14 protein-coding genes are annotated in these 20,352 nt (G+C 73.4%); 10 read left to right on the plus strand and 4 right to left on the minus strand.

The genetic code is table 11. The features are described from left to right. Positions 1-15 precede the first annotated feature (15 nt). Positions 16-1,734, minus strand: coding sequence for a glycosyl hydrolase family 18 protein (locus ABWU78_RS19310; RefSeq protein ID WP_439159234.1), 1,719 nt, complete (start codon positions 1,732-1,734; stop codon positions 16-18). Between the two features lie 180 nt (positions 1,735-1,914). Here ABWU78_RS19310 and ABWU78_RS19315 point away from each other — a divergent pair, with 180 nt between their 5' ends. Then, positions 1,915-3,246: an MFS transporter gene (locus ABWU78_RS19315; RefSeq protein ID WP_439159235.1), complete on the plus strand. Its 1,332-nt coding sequence runs from the start codon at positions 1,915-1,917 to the stop codon at positions 3,244-3,246. Positions 3,247-3,567: 321 nt separating this feature from the next. After that, on the plus strand, positions 3,568-5,106 hold the full coding sequence (locus ABWU78_RS19320; protein WP_253051581.1) for an MDR family MFS transporter: 1,539 nt from the start codon (positions 3,568-3,570) through the stop codon (positions 5,104-5,106). A gap of 111 nt (positions 5,107-5,217) precedes the next feature. Here the strand turns inward: ABWU78_RS19320 and ABWU78_RS19325 are convergent, their stop codons facing one another. Then, a complete protein-coding gene (locus tag ABWU78_RS19325) occupies positions 5,218-6,672 on the minus strand; it encodes a CCA tRNA nucleotidyltransferase (protein ID WP_290445201.1) in 1,455 nt (484 codons plus the stop codon). A 150-nt stretch (positions 6,673-6,822) separates the two neighbouring features. Between ABWU78_RS19325 and ABWU78_RS19330 the strand changes: the two genes are divergently transcribed. From ABWU78_RS19330 to ABWU78_RS19365, 8 genes are all read left to right on the plus strand, one after another. Continuing rightward, entirely contained in the window at positions 6,823-7,542 is a 720-nt protein-coding gene (locus ABWU78_RS19330) for an NUDIX hydrolase (protein ID WP_374614697.1), read from the plus strand. Further along, positions 7,539-9,845: a DUF6049 family protein gene (locus tag ABWU78_RS19335; RefSeq protein WP_439159236.1), complete on the plus strand. Its 2,307-nt coding sequence runs from the start codon at positions 7,539-7,541 to the stop codon at positions 9,843-9,845. The genes ABWU78_RS19330 and ABWU78_RS19335 overlap by 4 nt, the downstream gene beginning before the upstream one ends. Beyond that, positions 9,842-11,758 (plus strand): murein biosynthesis integral membrane protein MurJ, encoded by a 1,917-nt coding sequence (murJ, locus tag ABWU78_RS19340; protein WP_439159237.1) that lies wholly within the window; start codon positions 9,842-9,844, stop codon positions 11,756-11,758. The genes ABWU78_RS19335 and murJ overlap by 4 nt, the downstream gene beginning before the upstream one ends. A 97-nt stretch (positions 11,759-11,855) precedes the next feature. Further along, positions 11,856-13,724, plus strand: a complete 1,869-nt coding sequence (locus ABWU78_RS19345; protein WP_439159238.1) for a protein kinase family protein — start codon at positions 11,856-11,858, stop codon at positions 13,722-13,724. Between the two features lie 188 nt (positions 13,725-13,912). Further along, positions 13,913-14,941, plus strand: coding sequence for a thioredoxin-disulfide reductase (gene trxB, locus ABWU78_RS19350; RefSeq protein ID WP_353706944.1), 1,029 nt, complete (start codon positions 13,913-13,915; stop codon positions 14,939-14,941). A gap of 39 nt (positions 14,942-14,980) precedes the next feature. Further along, positions 14,981-15,313: a thioredoxin gene (trxA, locus tag ABWU78_RS19355; RefSeq protein ID WP_087470418.1), complete on the plus strand. Its 333-nt coding sequence runs from the start codon at positions 14,981-14,983 to the stop codon at positions 15,311-15,313. A 75-nt stretch (positions 15,314-15,388) separates the two neighbouring features. Next, positions 15,389-16,741, plus strand: a complete 1,353-nt coding sequence (locus ABWU78_RS19360) for a PLP-dependent aminotransferase family protein (RefSeq protein ID WP_374614700.1) — start codon at positions 15,389-15,391, stop codon at positions 16,739-16,741. Between the two features lie 180 nt (positions 16,742-16,921). Further along, a complete protein-coding gene (locus tag ABWU78_RS19365; protein ID WP_439159240.1) occupies positions 16,922-17,866 on the plus strand; it encodes a D-alanine--D-alanine ligase family protein in 945 nt (314 codons plus the stop codon). Between the two features lie 653 nt (positions 17,867-18,519). Here the strand turns inward: ABWU78_RS19365 and ABWU78_RS19370 are convergent. Next, positions 18,520-19,050: a hypothetical protein gene (locus ABWU78_RS19370; protein WP_353706945.1), complete on the minus strand. Its 531-nt coding sequence runs from the start codon at positions 19,048-19,050 to the stop codon at positions 18,520-18,522. Between the two features lie 18 nt (positions 19,051-19,068). Next, positions 19,069-19,951 (minus strand): IS5 family transposase gene (locus tag ABWU78_RS19375; RefSeq protein WP_439159239.1). Its coding sequence is split into 2 segments (ribosomal slippage): positions 19,069-19,602 and positions 19,604-19,951, totalling 882 coding nucleotides; the frame shifts between segments, so codons are not numbered across the junction. Between the last annotated feature and the right edge of the window lie 401 nt (positions 19,952-20,352).

Below are 20,352 nucleotides of genomic sequence, written 5' to 3' on the forward strand. Positions count from 1 at the left end.
TCGTCGTGCGGTGCGTCAGGCGCAGGGGCTGCCCGCGTCCCAGGCGCCGTGGACGTCGGTGCCGGGCTGGGAGCCGGTGGTCCACCACTGCGCGGTGTAGTTCACGCCCGCGCGGGTGACGACGTCGCCCGCGGTGTAGGTGCGCCCGGCGTCCCAGGCGTCGCCGCAGGCGGGTGCCTCTTCCGCCGGGGCGGTGCCGGGACCACCGATGGCGCGCCAGGGACCGTTCGGCTGGCCGGGCTCCTGGTTCCGGGTCCACCAGGCGGCGCGGTACTCGACGCCGTCGTGGTAGACGACGTCGCCCGTGGCGTACACGCCGGAGGCGTACCAGGGGGCGGCCGCGTCGGCGGGGACGAGCGGTCCCGGGGTGGCGGTCTCGAACGTGCCGCGCAGGGTCCCGAGGAGCTCGTTGTCGAGGTCACCCGCGAGGTCCCAGAAGTAGCCGCCGCCGTAGCCGTTGACGGCGAGGTACTCGGCCTTGGCCGTCACGGAGCGCGGGGTGTCCGCGGTCCACCACTCGCCGTCGCCGTAGAAGTACCCCTGCCCGGCGACCTCGTCGTAGTACTCCGGGAGGCCCTTGGCCTTGATCTCGGAGTAGTAGGTGAACGGGAGGGCGCCGTCGGCGGCGGCACCGGGCGTCGGGTCGGTGACGTTCTTCCAGCCGTAGCCGTACGCGGCCATGCCGAGGACGAGCTTCTCCTTGGGCCACCCGGCCGCGTGGTAGGCGCCGAGGACGCCGTCCGCGGCGAGGCCCCAGTTGGCGGGCTCGCCGGTGGTCGGGTCGTCGTAGACGTGCAGGTTGCCCTGGTGCCCGGTGCGGGTGGTGTTCCAGTCGCCGTGGTAGTCGTAGCCCTGGACGTTGATGAAGTCGAGCGCGTCGACGAAGCGCGGGTCGAGCCAGCCACCGTACGTGCGCGGGGCCCAGCCGGCCGGTGCGAAGCCGGTGATGAGGTAGTCCTCGCCGGTCTCGCTGCCGAGCTCGTCGAGCTCGGCGCGCAGGAGCTGCGCGAACTGGACGAAGTTCTCCGCGTCCTCCTCGGGTCGCGGCGTGGGGTGCTCACCGGTCGCGCCGGGCCACTCCCAGTCGAGGTCGACGCCGTCGAAGATGCCGGCGGCGACGCCGTCGCCGCCCTTGGTGCCGTTCTCCGCGTCCTGGACGACGGGAAGGTTGCCGCGGAAGTACACGTCGAGGCAGGACTCGACGAGCCGCTCGCGGTTCTCCGGCGTGGACACGGCGTCGGAGAAGTTGTCCGACCAGGTCCAGCCGCCGAGCGAGATGAGGACCTTCAGGCCCGGGTTGGCCTCCTTGAGCTTCTTGAGCTGGTTGAAGTTGCCCGCGAGCGCCTGGTCGGCGGTGTCCGCGACGCCGTCGACGGCCTGCCCGGCCGGCTTGAGCTGGACGTAGTCGTTGAGGGGGTCGCCCTCGAGGCCGCCGTCGACGGGGTCCTCGCGGTCGGTGATGTCGCAGACCAGGTCGGTCGTGACGTTGCCGAACGCGTAGTTGAGGTGCGTCAGGTCCGACGCCGCCCCGGTCCTCTGGAGGTCGGCGACCTGGTAGCCGTCCTCGTTGCCGGCGTCCCACGCGGGGTAGTAGCCGACGGTCTTGTAGCCGTTGGCGCCGTCTCCGCCGGCCGTCGCGGGTGCGGCGTGCGCCGCCCCGACCGTGCCGGCGACGAGCGCTGCCGTCGCTGCGAAGGCGAGCCCTGCGGCCGCCGTCCTGGGGGTTCGTGTCATTCGAGAATGCCTCGCTGCTTCTCCGGGCCCGGCCACTGCGGCGGGTCGTGACGAAAACGAAAAGGTAACCTTCCTAAGCATTCTTGGCCAGGGGGTTCCCAGGATGCGAGAACGGCAGGTCCCAGCCCGGGTCTGCCTGCGGCGGCTCGGTGGGCCGTGACGACCGCCTAGGGTTGGAGGGTGAGTGTCGTCGCCGAGCTGCGAGCGCTGCTGCGGCTGCGCGGGTTCCGCAGGCTGTTCGCCGTCCGCCTCGTCTCGCAGGCCGGGGACGGCATGTTCCAGGTGGGCCTGGCGTCGCTGCTGTTCTTCTCGCCCGAGTCGCAGGGCACGGCCGCGGCGATCGCGGGCGCGTTCGCGGTGATGCTGGCGCCGTTCACGATCGTGGGCCCGTTCGCGGGGGTGTTCCTCGACCGCTGGCAGCGCCGGCAGGTGCTCGCGTGGGGCAACGCCGTGCGCGTGGTCATCACGCTCGGCATGGCGGCCCTCATGCTCTCGGGCGGCGTCAGCGGGTGGATCTACGCGCTCGGCCTCGCGGCGCTGTCGGTGAACCGCTTCCTCCTCGCGGGCCTGTCCGCGGGCCTCCCCCGCGTCGTGGACGGCCCGCTGCTGCTCACGGCGAACTCCCTGACCCCGACGCTCGGCGCCGGCGCGGCGTTCGTCGGGGGCGGGATCGGGTTCGTCCTGGGTCTCGCGTTCGAGCCGGGCCGGGTCAAGGACTCGTCCGCGCTCGTGTGCGCGGCGCTCGTCTTCGGGGTCGCGTCGCTGCTCGCGCTGCGGCTCGGCCGCACGGAGCTCGGCCCGGAGCGGCCCGCCGAGGCGGCGATCCGGTCGGAGATCGTCAAGGTCGCACGCGGGCTGGCCGACGGCGCCCGGTACCTCGTCGCGCGGCGCACCCCGGGCCAGGCGCTGCTCGCGATGGCGACGCACCGCTTCCTCTACGGCGTGGTCTTCATCGCGTCGATCCTCATCGCCCGGAACCTCCTCGACGCGGGGAGCCAGACGGCGGGCATGGCGACCTTCGCGATCGTCGTGGGGCTCACGGGCGCGGGTGGCGCGGGCGCGATGGTGCTGACCCCCACGCTCTCGCGGTACACGGGTCCGCAGGTGTGGATCGCGATCATGCTGCTGCTCGCCGCGGCGAGCCAGCTCCTGCTCGTGACGACGCCGTCGCGCGCGGTCGTGTACACGGGCGCCGCCCTGCTCGGGCTGGCCGCGCAGGGCACCAAGATCGCCGTGGACACGATCGTCCAGCGCGACACCGACGACGAGTTCCGCGGCCGGGCGTTCGCGTTCTACGACGTCCTGTACAACGCGGCGTTCGTCGGTGCGGCCGCGCTGGCGGCGTTCACGCTCCCCGACACGGGCTGGTCGCGCGGCGTGTTCGTCGCCCTCGCGGTCGCGTACGCGCTCGCCGCGCTGGTGATGTGGACGCGCGGGGCGCGGACCCCGGCCGGGGCGGGGGACGCCGTCGTGCCCGACGCCGAGGCGGCGTCGCGGACCACGCCCGCCTGATCGAAGCGCACCGCTCCGGCGCCGTTCCGGCACCGGTTCTGCCGTCGGCGCACCGATGAGTCCGGGGCGGAAAAGAAGTCGTCACCGTCGGCGGGAATAACGCAGGATGGTGAATGGTCGTACAGGGTACGGATCGTCGTGGCCGACCGCGTCGATCGTCCCGGGTCACCCACCCTCCACCGTGGCCCCGCCGACCGAGAACCGACACCGACGTCGCGTGCACCGCACGCGAGCCCGTGCTGCCCCCGCGCAGCCCGCCCTGCCCCGAACCGGGTCCGAACCGGAGCCCGGGCCGCCACCGACGCGAGCGGAGACACCCCCGTGACAGCCTCCCCCACCCATGACACCTCGGCACCCGTCGACCGGCTACCCCGGGCGGACTTCCTCGTCATCGCGCTGCTGCTGGGCTCCGCGTTCGTCGTGATCCTCAACGAGACGACCATGAGCGTCGCGCTGGCGCCGCTCATGGCCGACCTCGGCATCACGGCCAGCACGGGTCAGTGGCTCACGACGGCGTTCATGCTGACGATGGCCGTCGTCATCCCGGCGACCGGCTTCCTGCTGCAGCGCCTGGGGACCCGCGGCGCCTACCTGCTCGCGATGTCGCTGTTCAGTGCGGGCACGCTGCTCGCCGCCGTCTCCCCCGGGTTCGCGTGGCTGCTGGTCGGCCGCGTCGTGCAGGCGTCGGGCACGGCGATCATGATGCCGCTGCTCATGACGACGATCATGACCCTCGTCCCACCGACGATCCGCGGCAAGGTCATGGGCAACATCTCGATCGTCATGGCCGCCGCGCCCGCGCTCGGCCCGTCGCTCTCGGGCCTCATCCTCAACTCCCTGAGCTGGCGGTGGGTGTTCGGGATCGTGCTCCCGATCGCGCTCGTCGCGCTCGTCCTCGGCTTCCTGTACATCCGGGACGTCGCCGACCGTACGCACTCGCGCCTCGACCCGTTCTCGCTGGTCCTCGCGGCGTTCGCGTTCGGCGGCCTGGTCTACGGGCTGTCGAGCATCGGCGAGGCCGCGCGCCACACCCCGGTCGTCCCGCCGGCGGTGCCCATCGCGTTCGGGGCCCTCGCGCTCGGCGCGTTCGTGTGGCGCCAGATCGTGCTGCAGCGCGAGGACCGCGCGCTCCTCGACCTCCGCGTGTTCACGCACCGTGGGTTCAGCGTGCCCCTCGGCATCATGGCGGTCGGCATGGTCGCCATGTTCGGCTCTCTCATCCTCCTGCCGCTGTTCCTGCAGGACGCGATGGGCCTCGAGCCGCTCGCGACCGGCCTCATCGTGCTCCCGGGCGGGCTCCTCATGGGTCTGCTCGGCCCGACCGTCGGCCGGCTCTACGACCGGGTGGGACCGCGTCCGCTCGTCATCCCCGGCGTGAGCGTCGTCGCCGTCGCCCTCGCGGCGTTCACGACGATCCACGCGAGCTCGTCGCCGTGGTTCGTCCTCGCGCTGCACGTCACGCTGAGCCTGGGCCTCGCGTTCATGTTCACGCCGCTGTTCACGTCCGCGCTCTCGGCGCTCGAGCCGCACCAGTACTCGCACGGGTCCGCGTCGATCGGCACCGTGCAGCAGCTCGCGGGCGCCGCCGGCACGGCCATGTTCGTCGCCGTCATGACGACCCGCTCCATCGCCTACGGCGAGGCGGGCGCGTCACCGCAGGCGGCGCTCGCCGAGGGCGTCGGCGACGCGTTCGTCTGGGGCACGGCCGTCATGCTCGTGGCCGTGGGCCTCTCGTTCCTCCTGCGCCGCCCCGCGCCGCAGGACCACGGCCCGGGCCACGGCCCCGCGCAGGACCGGACGCAGGACGCACCGGTCGACGACGTCAAGGTCGAAGCCGCACTGGCCACCGACGACGTCTGAACCGTCACCGCGGCGTCGACCACGACGTCATGCGCCCTCGAACACGACATGGGTGCCGTTATCAGCCCGATAACGGCACCCATGTCGTGTTCGGCCCAGCGCAGACCAACCTCAGGAAGTCGACGACTCCGGTTGGTTGGCCCACCAGGCCAGGAGGTCCGCGCGCGCCGTCTCCTCGTCGACCGGCCCGCGGTCGAGACGGAGCTCCAGCAGGTGCTTGTACGCCTTCCCCACCACCGGTCCCGGCCGGATGCCGAGGATCGCCATGATCTGCTGGCCGTCGAGGTCCGGGCGGACGGCGTCGAGCTCCTCCTTCTCCTGGAGGGCGGCGATGCGGCGCTCGAGGTCGTCGTACGACTCGCGCAGCCGCTGCGCCTTGCGCCGGTTCCGTGTGGTGCAGTCGGCGCGCGTGAGGCGGTGCAGCCGCTCGAGCAGCGGGCCGGCGTCGGTCACGTAGCGGCGCACGGCGGAGTCGGTCCAGGCGCCGTCGCCGTACCCGTGGAAGCGCAGGTGCAGCTCGACGAGCCGTGCGACGTCCTTGACGACCTGCTTGTCGTAGCGCAGGGCCTTGAGGCGCTTGGCGACCATCTTGGCCCCGACGACCTCGTGGTGGTGGAAGCTCACGCCGCCCCCCGGCTCGAAGCGCCGCGTCGGCGGCTTGCCGACGTCGTGCAGCAGCGCCGCGAGGCGGAGCACGAGGTCGGGGGCCGGGACCGCGCCGTCAGGCCCGGTCTCCTGGGCGATCGCCTGGTCGAGCACCGTGAGCGAGTGCTCGTAGACGTCCTTGTGCCGGTGGTGCTCGTCGATCTCGAGCTTGAGCGCGGGCAGCTCGGGCAGCACGTGGTCGGCGAGGCCGGTGTCCACGAGCACCTCGAGCCCGCGGCGCGGCGACGCCGCGCACAGCAGCTTCGAGAGCTCGTCCCGCACGCGCTCGGCGGACACGATCTCGATGCGCTCGGTCATGAGGACGAGCGCGGCGAGCGTCCCGCCGTCGACGTCGAACCCCAGCTGGGCCGCGAAGCGCGCGGCGCGCATCATGCGCAGCGGGTCGTCGTCGAACGACCGCTCGGGGGCGATCGGCGTGCGCAGCACGCGGCGCGCGAGGTCGTCGAGGCCGTCGAAGGGGTCGACGAACGTCATCTCCGGCACCCGGACCGCCATCGCGTTGACGGTGAAGTCCCGGCGCGACAGGTCTCCCTCGAGCGTGTCGCCGAACGCGACGGCCGGCTTGCGCGACGTCGGGTCGTACTCGTCCGTGCGGTACGTCGTCACCTCGACGACGAGGTCGTCGGCGGCTCCCCCCCGGCCGAACCGCTTGGCGCCGATCGTGCCGAACTCCTTGCCGATGTCCCAGTGCGCGTCGCCCCAGCGCGCGAGGAGCGCCTCGGTCTCGTCGGGCGACGCGGACGTGGCGAAGTCGAGGTCGTTGCTCGCCCGTCCGAGGAACGCGTCGCGGACGGGTCCGCCGACGAGCGCGAGCTCGTGACCGGCGGCGCGGAACGCCTCGCCGAGCTCGATCGCCGCGGGTGCCATCTCGGTGAGGACGGCGAGGGCGCGGCGCTGCAGGTCGAGCGACTGCGGCGTCGGCTGAGATGCCGGCGGGGGCGACGGCTGGGACGACGAAGGCTGGGGCACGACACCCAAGCCTGCCAGATGCGAGGCCCGCACCGGGCAGCCGGTCCCGGGGAGCCGACGTCCACTCGGTAAAGTTGGGACATGTCCACCCCTGCGCACGCCGACGAGCCCCGGAGGGATCCGGCGGGCGGGCGTGGCAACGGTCGCGGGCAGCCCCTCCCGGTCCCCGCCCCGCCCGGCGGGCACGCGCTGCGCATCGACCCGCGCTCGCGCCCGGCCCCCGCGCCCCCACCGCTGCCCGTGGTCGACGAGGTCTCGGCCGGCGGGCTCGTCGTCACGATCGCCGGCGGCGACGTGTGCGCGGCGATCATCGCGCGACGCAACCGGGGCGGACGCCTGGAGTGGTGCCTGCCCAAGGGTCACCTCGAGGGCGACGAGACGCCGGAGCAGGCCGCGGTCCGCGAGATCGCGGAGGAGACGGGCATCCACGGAGCGGTGCAGGAGCCGCTCGGCGTCATCGACTACTGGTTCACTGGCGACGACCGCCGCGTGCACAAAGTCGTCCACCACTTCCTCCTGCGCGCGACGGGCGGCTACCTCACGGTCGAGGGCGACCCGGACGGGGAGGCCGAGGACGTCGCGTGGATCCCCGTGGCGGACCTGCCCGACCGCCTCGCCTACCCGAACGAGCGCAGGATCGCCGCCGTCGCGCAGAGCGTCCTGGAGGGCAGGCCGGCGCGGTTCCACGGGGTGGTCGAGAGTAGGGTGACCCGGACGATCGTCCGCTCGCCCGGCCGTCCGCACGACGGCCGCGGCGGCCAGGCACCGCCCGCCCCACGGAGCTCGACCGACCACTCATGACGCCCTCCCCCAGCAGCGGCGCGCGCCCCGCAGGCGCCGCGTCGGTCCCGCTCCTCGGCAGGTCCGCTCGGCTCCTCGTCGCCCTGGTCGTCCTCCTGGTCCTGACCGTCGGCGTCGTGCTCGGCGGATCCCTCACCGCGGCGGGCGCGGCCGCCGGGACGACGGCGACCACCGCCACGGAGACCGAGGACGCGGTGACGCTCGAGGTGTCGTCGCTGCAGCCGACCGTCCTCGGCCCGGGCGCCACGCTCACCGTCACCGCGCGCGTGACCAACGGGACCGCGGAGACGCTCGGGTCGCCGGAGGTGGCGCTCGGCATCGACCGGCGCGTGCTGAGCACCCGGTCGGCGCTCGAGAGCTGGACCACGACCGGGCCCGACGGCCGCGTCGGCGTCGGCGTCACGACCCAGGACCTCGGAGCACCGCTCGCACCGGGCGCGAGCGCGGACGTGACGCTCACGGTCCCGGTCGCGGAGCTCAACCTGAACGCCGGCAGCGACTGGGGCCCGCGCGGCATCTCCCTCACGGTGTCCGACGGCGGCGCACGCCTGGCCGTGCAGCGCACCTTCGTCCTCTGGGAGCCGTCGAGCGAGGTGACGCCGCTGCGCCTGAGCGTGGTCGCCGCCATGACCGGTCCGCCGGTGGACCCGGACCCCCAGGCGTACGACGACGCGCTCTCCACCGCGACGGGGACGGACGGTCGCCTCGGGCGGCTGCTCGCGGCGACCGGCGGGGCGCCGGAGGTCGCGTGGGTCGCCGACCCGGCCCTGCTCGCCGCGGCGACGGGCGCGACCGACCCGGCGGTGAACGCCTGGGCCGACGCCGTGGGTGCCGCCGCCGCGGGCCGGTCCACGTTCGCCCTGCGCGCCTACGACCCGGACGTCGCGGCGTTCGCGCACGCGGGACTCGCGCTGCCGGAGGGGACCCCGCTCCCCACCGACCCGACGACCGACGGGCCGTCGCCCGACGACGCGACGGCAGACGGCACGACGACGGACGACACGACGGCAGGCGACACGGCCGGCACGGACGAGGTGGCCGACGGCGCGGACGCTTCCACCACCGGCCTGACCGCCGGGTGGCGGACCGACCTCGCCTGGCCGGGCGACGCCGTCCCCGACCTGGCCACGACGACGCTCGCCGCGGCGTCGGGCGCGACCGCGACGGTCGTCGGTCCCGGCGGGCTCGTCCCGGACGAGTCGCTGACGTACACGCCCTCCGGGGTCGCCGAGGTGTCGACCGCCGCCGGGCCCGTGAAGGCGCTCGTCGCCGACCCGGTGCTCACCGCCCTGCTGTCCGCCGGTGACGGCTCGGGGGTCACGGCGACGCAGCGGATCCTCGCCGAGACCGCGGTGATCGCCCGCGAGCGGCCGGCCGAGCAGCGCCACGTCCTCGTCGCGCTGCCCCGGAGCTGGGAGGCCGAGCCGGCCGTCTTCACGGCACGGCTCGACGCCCTCCGGGCCGCCCCCTGGGTCGACCTGGCCCCCGTGGACGACCTCCTCGCGGCCGCGCCGCCCGCGGTCGAGCGCGCGCCGCTCCCGGACTCCGGCGCGTCCGAGGGCGAGATCACCGTCGCCCAGCTCCGCGCTCTCGACCGGTCGCGCACCGACCTCGCCGCGTTCGCGACGGTCGCCACCGACCCCGCGACGATCACACGGCCGCTCGAGCCCGGCTTCGTGACGCCGACCGCCGTCGCGTTCCGTGCCGCGCAACCGTCGCGCGTGCTCGCCGTCCAGCACGCCGAGCAGCAGTCCGCCGCCGTCCGGGGCACGCTCTCCGTGGAGACGCGCACCCCGTTCCTCTTCGTGGCCGAGCAGGAGGACCTCCCGGTCCGGGTGCGCAGCACCCTGGAGCAGGACGCGACCGTCGAGGTCGTGCTCCGGCCCGACGATCCGCGGCTGCGCGCCCCGGAGCGCAGGACGGTGACGATCCCGGCGGCCACGCGGGACACCGATGGCGACCTGGTCGCGACCGAGACGAGCGTCGGCGTGCCCGTCGAGGGGTTCGGGAGCGGGAACGTCACGGTGGAGGTCGAGCTCGTCAGCGCGGCGCAGCCCCAGGTCCGCGTCGCGGAGCCGCAGGAGTTCGTCGTGCGCGTCCGAGCGGACTGGGAGTCGGTCGGCACGGTGGTGGTGGCCGTGCTCCTGGCTCTCGCCCTGGTCGCGGGGATCTGGCGCACCGTGCGGCGCGGCCGCTCGCCCCGCCGTCTGGCGGGCGCCACCGTGGACCAGCCGGCACCGCCCGCGCAGGACCCGGCGCCGGCAGCGCAGCCCGGCCGGCGGGACGAGGAGCGCGTCGAGTGAGCCCGGAGCAGCCCCGGCACGTCCGGCCCGCCGGCGCCGGGCACGGCACGCGGCCCGGCACGACGCGCGACGTCGTCCCGTCCGGGGCGCTCCCGGGCGACCCTGCGGCGTCGGGCACCCCGGACGAGACCGCGGAGGCCGGGGCCACCGCGGCGCCCTCCCCCCGTTCGGGCGGGCTCGGCCGCTCGTCCACGCTCATGGCATCGGGCACCTTCGTCTCGCGCGGGCTGGGCCTCGTGCGCAACGTCCTCCTCGTCGCCGCGATCGGGACCACCGGCCTGGTCGCCGACGCGTTCGACGTCGCGAACAAGATCCCCAACGTCCTCTTCGCGATCCTCGCGGGCGGCGTCCTCAACGCCGTCCTCGTGCCGCAGATCGTCCGTGCCTACCGCGCGCACAACACCCAGGAGCGGCTCGACAAGCTGCTCACGCTCTCGGGCGTCGTGCTGATCGCCCTCTCGGCGCTGCTGACGGCCGGGTCGAGCATCCTCGTCGCGCTCTACACCGGGCCGGGGTGGACCGCGCCGCAGACGTCGCTCGCGGTCGCCTTCGCGTTCTGGTGCACGCCACAGCTCTTCTTCTACGGGCTGTACACGCTGCTCGGGCAGGTGCTCAACGCGCGGGGCCAGTTCGGCCCGTTCATGTGGGCGCCCGTGCTCAACAACGTGGTGTCGATCGTCGGGTTCGGCGCGTTCATCGCGATCTACGGCCCCGCCGCGGTGGGCAACGTCGACGACCTCACGCAGTGGGACGGGCCCAAGATCGCGCTGCTCGCGGGGACCGCGACGCTCGGGGTCGCGGCGCAGGCGCTCATCCTCGTCGTCCCCCTGTGGCGGGCGGGCTTCCGCTGGCACCTGCGGTTCGGGCTGCACGGCATCGGGCTGCGCTCCGCGGGCCAGGTCGCGCTCTGGACGTTCGCCGCCGTCCTCCTCGAGCAGGTGGGCGTCCTGTTCACCACGCGCTTCGCGAGCGAGGCGCCGCGCGCGGCGCTCGCGCAGACGTTCGGGCCCTACCGCGACGACCCCGGGACCCTCGGCGCCGTCACCGGACTCGTCACCGGCGCCCCGGACGCCTTCTCCGGCGCGCTCACGGTCGCGGGCAACGCGGCCTACACGCAGGCGCTCATGATCTACCTGCTGCCGCACTCGCTCGTGACGGTGTCGATCGCGACGGCGCTCTTCACGGGCATGAGCGCAGCCGCGCACGCGGGCGACCTCGCGCGCGTCCGGCACGACCTCTCGCGCGGCGTGCGCACCGTCGGGGTCTTCACGGTCTTCGCGACCGTCGTCCTGGTCGTCCTCGCCCTGCCGATCACCAAGCTCCTCGTCCCCTCCGTCGACGCCGCGTCCGGCGAGGCCGTCTCCGAGGTGCTGCGGGCCATGGCGCTCGGGCTCGTGCCGCTCGGCGGCATGGTGCTCATGAAGTGGGTGTACTACGCGTTCGAGGACGGCCGGACGGTCTTCTGGATCCAGGTCCCGGGCACGCTCGTCCTCGTCGGCGTGTCCTGGCTCGCGACCCAGGTCCTGGCGCCCCAGCTCTGGGTCGTGGGGATCGGCCTCGCGATGAGCGTGTCCAACCTCGTGGCCGTCGCGCTGCGCACCGTCGGGCTGCGGCGCACGCTGCGCGGGCTCGACGGCGCCCGGATCCTGCGGCTCCACGTCAAGGCCGGCCTCGCCGCGGTCGTCAGCGCCGTCGCGGGCTGGGGCGTGCTGCGGGGGTTCGTCGTCCTCACCGGAGACGGCCCGGACGGCATCTACGGGCTCTCGTGGTGGCAGGCCGTCGTCGTGGTGGCCGTCGCCGGGGCCGTCATGACGGCCGTCTACGCGGGCGGGCTCAAGCTCATGCGGGTGCGTGAGCTCGACCAGCTCGCCGGGCCCGTCGTGGGCCGCGTCCGACGGCTCGTGCGACGGTGAGCGCGGCCCGACCGCCCGGAACCAATCGGGTGATACGCGGGCAATCAGGGCCCGCGTACCATGGTGTGTCGACCACGAGTCCCACGGAGGAGGTCCGGTGAACGGCGTGGCCCCAGGAACGCTGCTCGTCGCGCGCTACCGGCTCGACGAGCAGCTCGCGTCCGACCTGTCGGACGTCACCGCATGGTCGGCGCACGACCAGATCCTCGACCGGCCCGTCCGGATCTCGCTGGTCTCCGGCGCGCACGTCGCCGACGCCCTCGACTCCGCCCGGCGCGCCGCGCTCGTCGTCGACCCGCGCCTGACCCGCGTCCTCGACGTCGGGACGGAGGACGGCGTCGCGTACGTCGTGACCGAGCGGTACACGGGCATCACGCTGAGCGAGGTCGTCGCGGGCGGCATCGTCGACCCGCAGCAGGCCCGCGCGATCGTCGGCGAGGCCGCGGCCGCGCTCGAGGTCGCCCGCCGACGGGGGGTCCACCACCTCGCGCTGCGACCCGACGCGGTCCGCGTCGACGGCAGCCGCGTCCTCCTCACCGGCCTCGGCCTCGACGCGGGAGTGGCCGGGCACGACCAGCACGACGCCGACCTGACGTCGCGCACCGACGCCGTCGGGCTCGTCGCCCTCCTCTACTACGCGATGACCGCGCGCTGGGCCGGGCCGTCCCTCGACGTGCCCTGGATCGCCCCCGACGCCATCCACCCGCTGCCCGCGCAGCGCGCGGGCGACGAGATCCTGCCGCTCTCCGCCGTCCGCCCCGACGTCCCGGCCGAGCTCGACGCGCTCTGCGCGCGTGCCTTCGCCGGCACGCAGGGCACGGCGGAGGAGTGGACGGCACCGCCTGCGGGCGACGCGCCCCGCTCCCCCGCGGACGTCGTCGGCGCGGTCGAGCCCTGGGGCGAGGTCTCGGTCGTCGCCGCCCTGCCGTCCTTCGTGCAGCCCGCGACGGCGGGCGTGAGCCGCCAGTCCGTCCGCACGGCGTTCGACGGCGCGACGAGCGCCCCCCCGGGCACGCCTCCGCCCGCACCCCCGGTCCGACGACCGACCACCGGACGCATCCACCGCGTGGGGGACGTGCCCGGGTCCGCCGGTCCGGGCGCCGCGTACGCCGCCGGGGCCGCCACGGGTGCGACCGCCGCGGTCCCGCCGCCGGCACCGGACCCGGCGACCGCGGCCTACGCGGTCCCCCCGCCGCCCGTCGGGTACGACGCCGGCGCAACGCCCGTCCAGTACGCGGCCGCGCCGCCGCCCGTGCCCCCGGTCACGGAGGAGCCGCAGGCCTGGAGCGAGCCCGCACCCCGCCGACGCGGTCCCCGCCGCTTCAACGCGACCCCGATCGTCCTCGTCCTCGTCCTCGGCCTCGTGGTCTGGGGTGTCGTGTGGGCGGTCGGCACGGCGTTCGACGGCTTCGGGCCTGCTCTGCAGACGAGCGAGGAGGAGCCCACGGGCGAGGAGTCGCAGGCCCCGTCCGAGGGTGACGGAGAGACCGCGGAGGGGGAGCAGGCGCCCCCGGCGACGGAGGTCCGTCCCGTGATCGCCTCGGGCCAGGCCCTGGACCCCGAGGGCGACGCCTCCGGGAACAACGACGGGGAGCACCCCGAGCTCGCCCCGCTCGCCTACGACCAGCAGCCCGACACCACGTGGTTCTCGCGCCGGTACAACGCCGCCAACTTCGCCGGCCTGCGCACCGGGATCGGGTTCGCGGTCACGCTCGAGGAGAAGGCGCCGGTCTCGACGGTCGTGCTCGACACGGCCGTCACCGGCGGCAAGGTCGAGATCCGTGCCACGAGCCCGGACGCCCCCACGGAGGGCCCGGTCCTCGCCTCCGGGCCGCTCGCCCCCGGTGCGGAGTTCACGTTCGACCAGCCCGTCGAGGCGGAGTCGATCGTGCTGTGGTTCACCGAGCTGCCGCAGAACCCGTCCGGGGAGTTCCGCGCGGAGATCAACGAGATCCTCATCTCCTGACGCGCCGGTCGCCGGAGGACCTGACCCCGGTCCGGCCGTCGCCCACCCACGGTGCGTGGACGGCCCGCGCGCCGTGCGCCCGGTCCCCGCAGCGTGCCGAACACCCGTACCGTGGAACAGAAGCCGCCCCAGCGGCGTTCACACTCTCGCGTGGTCGGCCGCCACGCACCGAGCATCGAGGAGAGCACGTGACCGAGCAGTCTGCCGTCCAGAACCTGATCGTCGTCGGGTCCGGTCCCGCGGGGTACACCGCGGCGATCTACGCGGCGCGCGCGGGGCTGGCCCCGCTCGTGCTCGCGGGCTCGGTCACCGCCGGTGGCGCACTGATGAACACGACGGACGTCGAGAACTTCCCCGGGTTCCCCGACGGGATCATGGGCCCCGACCTCATGGAGAACATGCGCAAGCAGGCCGAGCGGTTCGGCGCGCGCATCGAGTGGGACGACGCCACGCTGCTGGACCTCGAGGGCCCGGTCAAGACGGTGGTGACGGGCAACGGCGACACCTACCGCGCCCGCGCCGTCATCCTCGCGACCGGGTCCGCGTACCGCGAGCTCGGCCTGGACGACGAGAAGCGCCTGTCCGGCCGCGGCGTCTCGTGGTGCGCGACGTGCGACGGGTTCTTCTTCCGCGACCAGCACATCGCCGTCGTCGGCGGCGGGGACTCCGCGATGGAGGAGGCCACGTTCCTCACCCGCTTCGCCGAGAAGGTGACCCTGGTGCACCGTCGCGACGAGCTGCGCGCCTCGAAGATCATGGCCGACCGAGCCCTGAACGACCCGAAGATCGAGTTCGCCTGGAACAGCGAGGTCACCGGGATCGACGGCGAGAACAAGGTCGAGGGCGTGACCCTGCGCGACACCGTCACCGGCGAGGAGCGCGAGCTCCCCGCGACGGGCCTGTTCGTCGCGATCGGGCACGAGCCCCGCACCGAGCTCGTCAAGGGACAGATCGACCTGGACGACGAGGGCTACATCCAGGTCGTCGGGCGCACCACCGCGACCAACCTCGAGGGCGTGTTCGCGTGCGGCGACGCCGTCGACCACACCTACCGCCAGGCCATCACGGCGGCGGGCTCCGGCTGCGCGGCCGCGCTCGACGCGCAGCGCTACCTCACCGAGCTCGCCGACGCCGCCGGCCTGGAGGACCTCGCCGGCACGCCGACCACGCCGAACCCCGACGAGCTGCCCGAGGCGCTCGCCGAGCTGCAGGCCTGAGCGTCCCTCACCCACCGAGTCCTACCGCAGGAGGTCACCATGCCGACCGTTCCGGTCACCGACGACACGTTCCGTGCCGAGGTCCTCGAGTCCGAGGTCCCCGTCCTCGTCGACTTCTGGGCGACGTGGTGCGGCCCGTGCCGCCAGGTCGCGCCGATCCTCGAAGAGCTCGCCGAGGAGTACGACGGCAAGATCAAGATCGCCAAGCTCGACACGGACGCCAACCCCGAGACGACCGGTGCCTACGGGATCGTGTCGATCCCGACGCTGAACGTCTACGTGGGCGGCGAGCTGCAGAAGTCGATCATCGGGGCGCGCCCCAAGCGCGCGCTCACCGAGGAGATCGACGCCGTGCTCGCCACGGCGGTCTGAGCCGCACCCGATCACTGCCCGGAGGGCGGACCGCGCGCCGCGGTCCGCCCTCCGGCGTCTTCACGGGATCCCCCGATGCACCGTGCGACACTGGGGGTCGTGACTGGACCGACGACTCCCCCGCAGCAGCCCGCTCCCGGCGGCACCCGCCTCGACCCGTGGTTCGGTGCCTACGCAGAGCGAGCGCACGGGATGCGAGCGTCGGAGATCCGGGCGCTGTTCGCCGTGGCGAACCGCCCCGAGGTCGTGTCGCTCGCCGGCGGGATGCCGTACCTCGAAGGACTCCCGCTCGACCAGATCGCCGACACCATGCAGCGACTCGTCGCGACGCGTGGCGCGACCGCGCTCCAGTACGGGTCCGGGCAGGGCGACGAGACGCTCCGCGAGCAGATCCTCGACGTGGTCCGGCTTGAAGGGATCGAGTGCCACCCCGACGACGTGGTCGTGACGACGGGCTCGCAGCAGGCCCTGGACCTGGTGACCCGGATCTTCGTCGACCCCGGTGACGTCGTCGTCGCCGAGGCACCGAGCTACGTCGGCGCCCTCGGAGTGTTCCGGTCGTACCAGGCCGACGTCGTCCACGTGCCCCTCGACGAGCACGGCCTCGTCCCCGAGGCGCTGGAGGAGACGCTCGCCCGTCTCGCCGCCGACGGCCGACGCGTCAAGCTGCTCTACACCGTGCCCAACTTCCACAACCCCGCCGGTGTGACCCTCACCGCGGAGCGCCGCCCGCGCATCCTGGAGATCGCGCAGCGCTACGGCGTCCTCGTCATCGAGGACAACCCCTACGGGCTCCTCGGCTTCGACGGCCAGACGCTCCCCGCGCTGCGGTCGCTCGACGAGGACGGCGTCCTCTATCTCGGGTCCTTCTCCAAGACCTTCGCCCCCGGGTACCGGGTCGGCTGGGTGGTCGCGCCGCACGCCGTGCGCGAGAAGCTCGTGCTCGCGAGCGAGTCGGCGATCCTGTGCCCCTCCAACGCGTCACAGCTCGCGATCGCCGCCTACCTCGACACGTGCGACTGGAAGGGCCAGATCAAGCAGTTCCGCGAGCTCTACCGGGAGCGGCGCGACGCGATGATCGGTGCGCTCTCGGAGCATCTCCCGTCGGCCCGCTGGACCGTCCCGGACGGTGGCTTCTACACGTGGGTGCAGCTCCCCGAGGGCCTCGACGCCCGATCGATGCTGCCGCGCGCCGTGACGGCCCGCGTCGCCTACGTCCCCGGCACGGCGTTCTACGCGGACGGCACGGGCTCGAGCCACGTGCGCCTCTCGTACTGCTTCCCGACCCCCGAGCGGATCCGTGAGGGAGTTCGGCGCCTCGCCGGCGTCGTCAACGCCGAGCAGGAGCTCGTCGAGATCTTCGGGACGAACGCCGAGCTCGACCCTGACGTCACGGACGTCGAGAACCCGTCGCCCGACCTGGCCTGAAGCTCTTACACCACGACGCCGAGCGGACCCTACCGGGCGACGCCGGCACCGAACAGGAGTCCGTCAACAGTGGACACGACCACGAGCACCCCGACGACGGCGGACGAGGCCGGTGGCGCGGCCGAGACCGACGCGCAACGCCCTGACCAGCACCTTCGCCTTCTCCGGCCCGATGACGAGGTGCCCGCGGGCAACCACGTGGTCATTCTCGCGGGCGGGCTGTCCCACGAGCGCGACGTCTCGTTGCGGTCCGGACGCCGCGTCGCCGAGAGCCTGCGCGCTGCCGGCCTCGAGGTGACGGTCCACGACGTCGACGCGGACCTCCTCCCGTTCCTCGATGCGACCCGCCCTGATGTCGTGTGGCCGCTCCTGCACGGCGCGAGCGGCGAGGACGGCTCCATCCGCGACGTGCTCGAGCTCGTCGGCGTGCCCTACGTGGGGACCGGACCGCGGGAGAGCCGCTCGGCGTGGAGCAAGCCCGTCGCGAAGAGCGTCGTGCTCGGCGCGGGCCTGTGCACGCCCGAGTACGTGACCCTCCCCCAGAGCCTCTTTCGCGAGCTCGGCGCCCAGCCCGTCCTGGACGCGGTCGTGGCCCGGCTCGGCCTCCCCCTCGTGGTCAAGCCGACCCATGGCGGTTCGGCGCTCGGCGTCACCCTCGTCGAGCGCGCGGACCAGCTCCCCCGCGCCATGGTCGACTGCTTCGCCTACGGGGACGTCGCCCTGATCGAGCGCGCGGTGCGGGGCGTCGAGCTCGCGGTCAGCGTCGTCGACGTCGGCACCGGTCCCGAGGCGCTCCCCCCGGTCGAGATCGTCACGACGGGCACGTACGACTTCGACGCGCGGTACAACCCCGGGCGGACCGAGTACTTCGCCCCCGCACGTCTGGACGATGACGTGCTGGATATCGTCCGCGAGGTCGCGGTCCGTGCGCACGTCGCGCTCGGGCTCCGCGACCTCTCCCGCACGGACGTCATCCTCGACCCCGACGGCGTCGTGCAGTTCCTCGAGGTCAACGTCGCACCGGGCATGACCGAGACGTCGCTCCTCCCCCAGGCCGCGCGTGCCGCCGGCCTCGATCTGGGTCACCTCTACCGCTCGCTCGTCCACACCCACGTGCGCCGCTGAGCGTCCTCGACCGCCGCGGCGCCCCGTGCGCCCCGTGCGCCCCGTGCGCCCCGTGCGCCCCGTGCGCCCCGTGCGCGCCGTGCGCGCCGTGTTTCACGTGGAACGTCGAGTGTCGATGGGCTCTCGCCGGCGCCGGACCGTCCTCGCCGCCGTCCTCGCCCCCGACCTCGAGGCTTTCCGATCCGGTGCTCGGCGGACGATGCGCCTCTCGTCACGGGGCGATGGCGGGATCGATCCGTGGTGGGGCTCAGGCCCTCGGGCAGCGAGCGGCGGCGGCGAGGTCCGGGACGACCCGCGGAGGACTGGGCTGCTGAGCTCTGCGAGCTCGAGCGGTAGCTGAGTCCGGGCCACGAGCTCGCGGGACGGATCGCACGCGTCGAGCCTCCCTCCTGGCACTCGGATGACGTCGTCGTCAGTCTGGACGACGGTACTTTCTCCCTGGTCCTCCACCCGACGTGGTCGGGTCGTGCTGAGGCCCCACAGTGGCGGAAGTCGACCCCCGCGGCGATGAAATGGTCACCTCGGTCGCGATCGCAACATGGGCCGAGCGGCGTCCAGTCCGCTTCGACGCCCCCGGCTCGGCACACGGTCGACGCTCGCTTCGGCAGAGCGCTCGCACACGTTCGATGCTCGCTCCCCTAAGGCGCGTCTCCCTAGTGACTGGCCGCGCCGCGAGTCTGTGCTTGCGCGCGTAGGTCTGCGATTCGCGCTGCATGGTCGCTCGCGCTTAGTGATGTGAGGACTGAGCGCTGCCAGCGGAGCTCGTCCTGGACGACTTCGTGCGCCGTGTCATCGGCAAGCGGTGGGAAGAAGGCGTCGCTGCCGTCTCTAGGGGTGCGTTCGTAGGCGTCGTCGAGAAGGCGGCGGGCGCCCCATGCCGCGGCGTCGTGGGATCCGCGGAGGGCCTCGACCGCATGGAGAAGGGCGGCCAGCTCATCGTGGTCGTCGATGTCTGGGCGCTGGGCGAGGGCCTCGGCGATCGTTGAGAGCTCTGAACGGTCTGCGCCGATCGCGTCCCAGATGGCGTGGAGATACTCCTGGCCTGCGGCGTCTCGTGCCGGGTGCATCGACAGGATGCTCTCGACGCAGATGAGGATGAAGACTGCCTGGTCCTCGAGCGGGAGGGCTTCGCGCTGCGCCTCCAGTGCTCTCCAAGGCGCGAGCGGATCATCGACCCAGTCCATGAGGGAAACGTACTCGCGTCAGTTCTCAAACCACAGGAGCAGAGCGGCGAGCACCACCGCGCCACGGTAGATCACGGCGTGCTTGTCGTAGCAGGTCGCAAGTGCTCGCCATTGCTTGATGCGGTTGAAGAACCGCTCGATCGTGTTGCGGCCCCGGTAGGCGACGGGGTCGTAGGTCACGGGGCGACCGCCGCGTGACCCACGCCTGCGCCGGTGGGCTTGCTGGTCGCGCGGTTCGGGGATGACCGCGACGATGCCGCGCCGGCGCAGCTCGGCACGGATCGCGCGCGAGGAGTAGGCCCTGTCGCCCAACACGGCGTCCGGGGTGGTGCGCGGGCGCCCGGCACTCGCGCGTGGGACTCGGATCGCGTCCAGCAGGGGCAGGCATATCGGCGCGTCGCCGCCCTGGCCTGGTCCCACGAGCACTGCGAGCGGTCGCCCGTAGCCGTCGACTGCGGCATGGATCTTCGTCGACAACCCGCCTCGAGAGCGGCCCAGCGCGTGGTCAGCCGGTTCGCGCCGTTCCGGATTCTTGTGATTCGTCGGTGCCCCCTGTGGTCCGGGGCAAGGTCGCTGCGTGCTGGTGGGCCCGGTTGATCGTGGAGTCCACGCTCACCCGCCAGTCGATACCGCCGTTCGCGTCCGCGCGAGCCTGCGAGGCCGTCAGGATCTTGTCCCAGGTCCCATCACGGGAGAACCGCGCGTGGCGCTTCCACACCGTCTGCCACGGGCCGAACCGCTCGGGAAGATCACGCCACGCGACCCCGGTCCGGTACCGGTGAACGATCCCCTCGATGACCTGACGATGATCACGCCACGGACGCGACCGCCCAGAAACCTGCGGCATCAACGGGCCGATCACTGCCCACTGCTCGTCCGACAACTCCCGACCACGTTCCACGACCGCAGCCTGCAACACCGTGGCTGCGCGACTAAGGAGACACGCCCTAGGGCGCTCGCGCGGACGACCGGCGGGTGCGTGCCGGTGAGGGCCCCTGCTCGAAGCAGGCACTCGTCGGTGTGCCGCCGCTCTTCGCGCGGCGCCGTATGACGGACGCCCCGTCACCTGCTGGGTCGGAGATCCCTGGGCGCGGCGGATCGGATCCCCGCCCACCGCCTGGTCACGATCGAGATTCGAGCCTGCTTCAGTGCACAGCGATCTCGCCCGCTCTCCGCCGGGAGCGGCACTTACGTCTCCTGGCGCACGGAGTCCATCGCCCCGTCGGAGTCCGCTTCTCGGCAACTGCTCCTTTCAGTGTCGGGCCTCGGGCCTCGGGCCTCGGGCCTCGGGCCTCGGGCCTC

Origin of the sequence: Cellulosimicrobium sp. CpK407, assembly GCF_051844275.1 — a bacterium.
GTDB lineage: Bacteria > Actinomycetota > Actinomycetes > Actinomycetales > Cellulomonadaceae > Cellulosimicrobium > Cellulosimicrobium cellulans_G.

What these genes read in the sequence shown, in the direction of transcription:
- ABWU78_RS19335 (WP_439159236.1), top strand. Translation starts at nt 7,539, where the DNA reads ATGACGCCCTCCCCCAGCAGCGGCGCGCGCCCCGCAGGCGCCGCGTCG.
- ABWU78_RS19310 (WP_439159234.1), bottom strand. Translation starts at nt 1,734, where the DNA reads ATGACACGAACCCCCAGGACGGCGGCCGCAGGGCTCGCCTTCGCAGCG.
- trxA (WP_087470418.1), top strand. Translation starts at nt 14,981, where the DNA reads ATGCCGACCGTTCCGGTCACCGACGACACGTTCCGTGCCGAGGTCCTC.
- ABWU78_RS19360 (WP_374614700.1), top strand. Translation starts at nt 15,389, where the DNA reads ATGCACCGTGCGACACTGGGGGTCGTGACTGGACCGACGACTCCCCCG.
- ABWU78_RS19370 (WP_353706945.1), bottom strand. Translation starts at nt 19,050, where the DNA reads ATGGACTGGGTCGATGATCCGCTCGCGCCTTGGAGAGCACTGGAGGCG.
- ABWU78_RS19330 (WP_374614697.1), top strand. Translation starts at nt 6,823, where the DNA reads ATGTCCACCCCTGCGCACGCCGACGAGCCCCGGAGGGATCCGGCGGGC.